Annotated in this window: 5 protein-coding genes; 2 read left to right on the top strand and 3 right to left on the bottom strand. The window is 74.5% G+C overall.

Annotated elements, in window-relative coordinates; all coding sequences use genetic code 11:
* Positions 1-5: 5 nt before the first annotated feature.
* Entirely contained in the window at positions 6-1,010 is a 1,005-nt protein-coding gene (locus ACWCSD_RS18030; RefSeq protein WP_449916165.1) for a zinc-dependent alcohol dehydrogenase family protein, read from the top strand.
* Positions 1,011-1,087: 77 nt separating this feature from the next.
* Here the strand turns inward: ACWCSD_RS18030 and ACWCSD_RS18035 are convergent, their stop codons facing one another.
* Positions 1,088-1,318 (bottom strand): DUF6289 family protein, encoded by a 231-nt coding sequence (locus ACWCSD_RS18035; protein WP_358294993.1) that lies wholly within the window; start codon positions 1,316-1,318, stop codon positions 1,088-1,090.
* A 192-nt stretch (positions 1,319-1,510) separates the two neighbouring features.
* On the opposite strand from ACWCSD_RS18035, the gene ACWCSD_RS18040 reads away from it, so the two are divergent.
* Complete coding sequence (locus ACWCSD_RS18040) at positions 1,511-3,799, top strand: polysaccharide lyase 8 family protein (RefSeq protein WP_449916168.1); 2,289 nt, start codon at positions 1,511-1,513, stop codon at positions 3,797-3,799.
* Between the two features lie 16 nt (positions 3,800-3,815).
* Here the strand turns inward: ACWCSD_RS18040 and ACWCSD_RS18045 are convergent, their stop codons facing one another.
* Both ACWCSD_RS18045 and ACWCSD_RS18050 read right to left on the bottom strand, forming a co-directional pair.
* Entirely contained in the window at positions 3,816-5,075 is a 1,260-nt protein-coding gene (locus ACWCSD_RS18045) for an NAD(P)/FAD-dependent oxidoreductase (protein WP_397161859.1), read from the bottom strand.
* Positions 5,076-5,146: 71 nt separating this feature from the next.
* On the bottom strand, positions 5,147-6,730 hold a 1,584-nt coding region (locus ACWCSD_RS18050), incomplete at its 5' end, for a multicopper oxidase family protein (protein ID WP_449916171.1).

Here is a 6,730-nt window from a genome sequence, read left to right on the forward strand (position 1 = left end):
ACGTCATGCGCAGCTACCACGTCGACAGCGGAGCCGGCATCGAGGGCCTGTCGATCAAGGAACACCCCGTCCCTGCTCCCGGCCCCGGGCAGGTGGTGGTCGCGGTACGGGCCACCTCCCTCAGCTTCCGCGAGCTGATGATCCTGCGCGGCGACTACGTGCTCCCGGTCAAACCGGACGTGGTGCCGGTCTCCGACGGCGCCGGCGAGGTCGTCGCGACCGGCCCCGGCGTCGAGTCGGTCGGCGTCGGCGACCGGGTCACCGCCACCCTGTTCCCGAGCTGGCAGGACGGCCCGTTCGCGCTGCGGCACCTGCCGCAGCTCGGCGGCTCGCTGGACGGCATGCTCACCGAGTACGCGCTGCTCGACGAGCACGCGCTCGTGCCGATCCCGGCCCACCTGTCCTACGAGGAGGCCGCGACGCTCCCCTGCGCCGCGGTCACCGCCTGGAACGCCCTGACCGGCGACGGCACCGGCCCGCTGCCCGGCCGGACCGTCGTCACCCAGGGCACCGGCGGGGTGTCGCTGTTCGCGCTGCAGTTCGCCAAGGCGCTGGGCGCCCGGGTGATCGCCACGACCAGCAGCCCGGCCAAGGCCGAACGCCTGTACGCGCTGGGCGCCGACGAGGTCGTCGACTACCGGGCCACCCCCGACTGGCCGGTCAGGGTGCGCGAGCTGACCGGGGGCGAGGGCGCGGAACACGTCATCGACGTCGCCGGCGACCTCGGGCGGTCGCTGGCGGCCACCGCGATCGGGGGCCAGGTGGCCAGTGTCGGGTTCGTCCTCGGCGACCCGCCGCCCCTCGACGCGCGGGCGGTCTTCAGCGCGGGAGCCACGCTGCGGGGCATCGCCGTCGGCAGCCGCGCGCAGTTCCTGGCCATGAACCGGCTCATCGAGGCCCACCGGCTGCGCCCGGTCATCGACCGCGTCTTCCCCTTCGACCAGGCGCCCGACGCCTACCGCCACTACACGTCGGGCGGGCCGTTCGGCAAGGTCGTGATCACCGTGTGAGCCGGTCGGCCCCGGGCGCCGGCCGGACGCGGCGGGCGAGGCGTGCCCGCGGAACACCTCGCCGAGCCGGCCCCCCCTTAGCAGGGGGTCTCGTGGAACTCCGGGTACGAGCCGCGGGTGCCCACCCACGTCACGTCGCCCACGCAGTTCTCGTACTTGACGCCGACCACCGTGGTCCGGGTGGAGTCGCTGTAGTAGTACGTCTCGCAGTGGTAGTCGATCTGGCAGGCGCGGGCCTGGGCGGGGGAGCCGACGACGGTGAGCGTGCCGAGGGCGAGCAGGACGGCGAGCGATGCGCGACGAATCATGGAGATCCTCTCTGACGCGAGGAAGCGCTACTGCCCCTGATGATCGATCGCCGGAGCGAACAGTTCAATACGGTTCATCACAGTTCAATGCACCTGATGCCGGGTACCCGTCGCGAAGGCGAAATGATCGCCCCTGTCACCGACATAGGATCTCTTTTCATCTGGTAGATGGCCGATTGTCGAAAGGCTTCCATGACCCACCCCCTCAGCCGCCGGTCCGCCCTGCTGGGGGCCGCGGCCGTGGCCGGCATCGCCCTGTGGGAGAAGCCGGCCGAGGCGACCGGCGCCGCCGCGTTCGACGCGGCCCGGGAGCGATGGGTGAGCCTGCTGGCCGGCGCCACGTACGACCCGGCGTACCTGGACAAGACGCAGGCCGTCGAGGGTTCGGCCAACGCGGTGCTGCGCAAGATGGACCCCGCTCCCGGCCGGCCGAGCCTGTGGCCCGACCTGCCGCTCGACGACCCCCGTACGGGCAACTTCAACCGCGCCTACAACCGCATGCGCACGCTGGCGCTCGGCTGGGCCACGCCGGGCACCGACATGCACCGGGACCAGCGGGTCGCCGAGACCGCGGCCAGAGCCCTGGACTTCCTGTACGAGCACGCCTACCGCGAGGGCCTCGACCGCCGCGGCAGCAACTGGTACTGGTGGGAGATCGGCGTCCCGCGCGCGCTGACCGACACCTGCGCCCTGCTCTACGACGGCCTGCCCAAGGACGACCTGCGCCGCTGGCTGCGCCCGCTGCGCCACTGGTGCCCCGACCCCGAGCGCCGCGTCAGCCACCCCGGCGTGGTCGAGACCGGCGCCAACCGGGCGAGCAAGGCCATGGCGGTGGCGATGCGCGGGCTGCTCACCCACGACGCCCGCCTGCTCAAGCGGGCCAGGAAGGCCGTCTCCGACCTGCTGCGCCGCACCGACGGGCCGGGCGACGGCTTCTACCGCGACGGCTCCTTCATCCAGCACGGCGTGTTCCCCTACAACGGCAGCTACGGCGTGGACTACCTGGAGAGCGTGGCCAAGCTGATCGCCATGCTGGCCAGGTCACCGTGGGAGATCCGCGACGTCGGGAACGTCTACGACATCGTCGACCGCTCGTTCACGCCGTTCATCTTCGACGGGCTGATGATGGACTGCGTGCGCGGCCGGCAGATCTCGGTGCAGGGCCACCGCGACCACCACTCCGGGCAGAAGGCGGTCGAGGCCATCCTGACGCTGCTGGAGACGGCGCCCGAGCGCCACGCCCGGCGCTGGCGGCCGATGGTGAAGGGCTGGCTCACCCGCAACCAGGCCGTCCCGTACGCCGCGGTCGCCCCGCTGGCGAGCGTCGCGCGGGCGGAGGCGCTGCTGGCGGACGCGTCCGTGCCGGTCGGCCCCCGCACGACCGGCACGTACGTCTTCGCCGACATGGACCGGGTCGTGCACCGGCGTCCCACCTGGGCGTACGCGATCGCGATGAGCTCGCAGCGCATCGGCGCGGCCGAGGGCATGAACCAGGAGAACCTGCACGGCTGGTACACCGGCGACGGCATGACGTACCTCTACACCGCCGACCTGACCCACTGGAACGACGACCTGTGGCCGACGATCGACCCGTACCGGCTGCCGGGCACCACGGTCGACACCCGCGGGCGCGCCGACCTCCCGCACGGCGCGCGCCGCCTGCCGCCCACCCCGTGGGCGGGCGGCGCGGCGCTCGACGGCGAGTACGGCGTGGCGGCGATGAGGCTGATCGCCGACGGCTCCTCGCTGCGGGCCAGGAAGGCGTGGTTCCTGCTCGACGACGGCGTGATCGCCCTCGGCGCCGGCATCACCGCCTCCGACGGCCGCCGCGTCGAGACCGTCGTGGAGAACCGCAACACCCACGGCGCCCATCCCCCGCTGACCCGCGGCGACGGCTGGATCCACCTGTCCGGCGTGGCCGGGTACGCGTTGCTCGACGGCGCCGAGGCCAAGGTGATCCGCGAGCGGCGCACCGGGCGCTGGCGCGACATCGACACCGGCGCCACCACCGGCGGCGACCGGACCCCCGTCACCAGGCACTACACGACGATCCTGGTGGACCACGGCGTCGATCCGCGCCGGGCCCGCTACGCCTACGCCGTGCTGCCCGACGCCACCGCCGAGCAGACCGCGGCCTACCGCGGGCGGGTCCAGATCCTGGCCAACTCCCGCACGGTGCAGGCCGTCAGCCGGGACGACCTGATCGCCGCCGTGTTCTGGCGCGCGGGAACCGTCGAGACCCCGCACGGGCCGCTGGCCGCCGACGGGCCGTGCGCCATGCTGCTGCGCCACGACCGTCACCGGGTCCGGCTGGCCGTCTCGGACCCGTCCAGGACCGCCGACGAGGTGCGGATCAAGCTGCCGTGGCCGGTCCGGTCGGTCAAGGAGGGCGACCCGGGGGTGCGCCGGTCCAAGCGGGCGGTCAAGGTCGAGGTCGGCGGCAGCCGCGGGCACACCCGCCAGGCGGTCCTGCGCGTCTGAGCCGGGGCGCCGCCGTTCAGGAGACGCCGGTGGGGGCGTGCGGCAGGAGCTCCGCCATCGGGACGCCGGGGTCGGCCAGCCGGCGCGGATCGGCGGTGTGCCCGGCGGCGACCAGGGCCCGGAGGTGGCCGGCGGCGTCCTGGCCGTCCATCTGGCCGTCCATGGTCAGGGCGGCCACCGGGACTCCGCGGTCGAGCCAGAAGGCGGTGAACCCGGGTTCCCCCGGCTCGCCCCTGGTGACGACCCGGTCGGAGGTGGTGGGCAGGCCGACGTATTCGAGGGTGGACCCGTACTGCGTGGAGAAGAAGTACGGGACGTGGTCGATGGTGACCGGCTCGCCCACCAGCGTGGCCGCGGCGGCGGTCCCGTGGACGACGGCGTTGTCCCAGTGCTCGATCCGGACCGGTTTGAGGTAGCGCGGGTGCCGGTGGCGGGCGACGTCGCCGGCGGCCAGCGCGGCCGGGTGCGAGGTGCGCAGATGGCCGTCGGTGACGATGCCGCCGTCGACGCGCAGCCCCGCCGCCTCGGCCAGCTCGGTGCGGGGGACGGCGCCCACGGCGACCACGACGAGGTCGGCCGGGACGCGCCGCCCGGCGACCGTGCGCACCGCCTCGACCGAGCGCGTCCCGAGCACGGCCTCGACGCCGTCGCCGGTGAGCAGCTCGACGCCGTGGTCGAGGTGCCGGCGGGCGACGGCGCCGCCGATCCGGTCGCCCAGCACGTGATAGAGCGGCGTGGGCAGCGGGTCGACGACGGTCGTGCGCACGCCGAGCGCGCGGGCGGCGGCGGCGACCTCGCAGCCGAGCCAGCCGGCCCCGACCACGACGACGGCGGAGGCCGCGCGCAGGGCCGCGCCGAGGCGTTCGCTGTCCTCGCGGTCGCGCAGGTGGTGGACGCCGTCGAGGTCGGCGCCCGGCACCCGGAGGCGGCGCGGGCGGGCGCCGGTGGCGATCAGCACCTGCCCGAACGGCAGCTCCACGTTGCGCCCCAGCTTCACCCGCCGGCCGTCGAGGTCGAGCAGGGTGGCGGGGGCGCCGAGGGCGAGGGCGACGTCCTGGGCGGCGTAGAACCGCGGGTCCAGGACGTCGAGCTCGGCGGCCTCGGTGGTGCCCAGCAGGTAGCCCTTGGACAGCGCGGGACGCTGGTAGGGCAGGTGATGCTCGTCGCCGACGAGCGTGAGCGGCCCGTCGTAGCCGTGGTCGAGCCGCAGGGCCCGCGCGGCCTGGGCGCCGGCGAGGCTCGCGCCGATGATGACGATGCCGGGATCGGCGGGCATGGGGACGCTCCTTGTGAACGGGACCGGGGTGGCGCGCGGGGTCAGACGACCTGGAGGCCGGCGCGGGGATGTCAGACGACCTGGAGGTTGGCCATCATGGCCATGTCCTCGTGCTCGGCGTTGTGGCAGTGGAAGAGGTAGCGGCCGCGGTAGCCGTCGAACCGGGTGATGATCTCCACCGACTCGCCCGGACGCAGGGAGACGGTGTCCTTCAGCCCCGCGTCATGGGGCAACGGCGGCCGGCCGCTGCGCGCGAGCACCCGGAAGCCGACCAGGTGCAGGTGGACGGGGTGGTGGACGTCGGCGACCATCCGCCACACCTCGACGTCGCCGAGGCCCACGGTGACGTCGGAGCGGGCGGGGTCGAACGGCAGCCCGCCGATCAGCCAGCCGCGGCCGTCGTGCATCCGGCCGGCGCGGAAGGACAGCTCGCGCACCCGGACGGCGTCCGCCCGCCGCCACTCCGGCAGGTCGGTGGACAACACGCGCGGGACCCGGCTGTCGTCGGCCGCGGCGCGCGCGACCCGGAAGGCCATCACGTCCCGGGTGCGGCCCGAGCCGAGCCGGTTGACGATCCGGACCCGCCCGCCGACCGGGACGCGGGCGAAGTCCACGACCACGTCGTAGCGCTCGGCGGGCGCGATCGGCAGGACCTGGTGGGTGACGGGGGCCGCGAGCAGCCCCTGGTCGGCGCCGATCTGCACGAGGTCGAGCCGCCGCCCGTCGTCGAGCACGGCTTCGAGCTCGTAGTGGCGGGCGTTGGAGGCGTTCAGCAGGCGCAGGCGGTAGCGGGCCGCGTCCACCTCGTGGACGGGCCAGGGGGCGCCGTTGACCAGGATCACGTCCCCGAGCACCCCGGCCAGGTACGGTTCGAGCACGCCCGGCCGTTCCCGCAGGGTGGGGTCGAGGGCGGGGTAGGCGAGCTCGCCCTCGGCGGTGAACGCCCGGTCGGCGATCATGAGCGGCAGCTCGCGCGGCCCCGCGGGCAGGCCGAGCGCCTGCTCGGCGTCGTCGCGGACGATCTGCAGCCCGGCCAGGCCGCGCCAGATCGCGGGGGCGGTGAAGTCCATCCGGTGGTCGTGGTACCACAGCAGCGTCGGCCGCTGGTCAAGCGGGAAGGTGTAGTCCCTGGTCCGCCTGCTCAGCACGGCCCGGGGGTCGCGCATGTTCCCCATGCCGGAGCCGTGCGCCATGTGCATGGTGGGCTCCGTCCAGCCCTCGGGCAGCACGAGGTCGGTCGGGTAGCCGTCGGAGGCGGCCGGGGTGCGCCCGCCGTGCAGGTGGACGACGGTCGGCACGGGCAGATCGTTGCGGTGCGTCACGGTGATCGGCCGGCCCCGGCGGGCCTCGATGGTCGGCCCGGGGAAGGTGCCCCCGTACGTCCAGGCCCGGGTCCGCACGCCGGGCAGGATCTCCAGGGTCGTCTCGCGCTGGACGATCTCGTAACGGTCGCCGCCGCCCGCGGTGCCGGACGGCGCCAGCACGGCGGGGATCGGCAGCGGCACCTGGAACGGCGGCGGCAGCGGCAGGTCGCTGCGCAGCTCGGCGCCGGTGATCGAGGGCCGCCGGGCCATCGCGGCCGAGGCGCCCAGCCCGGTGGCCGCCATCAGCCCGAGCGCGCCGCCGATGCCGAGCGCCTGCCGCCTGGTCACGCC

Source organism: Nonomuraea sp. NPDC001684 (assembly GCF_053596515.1).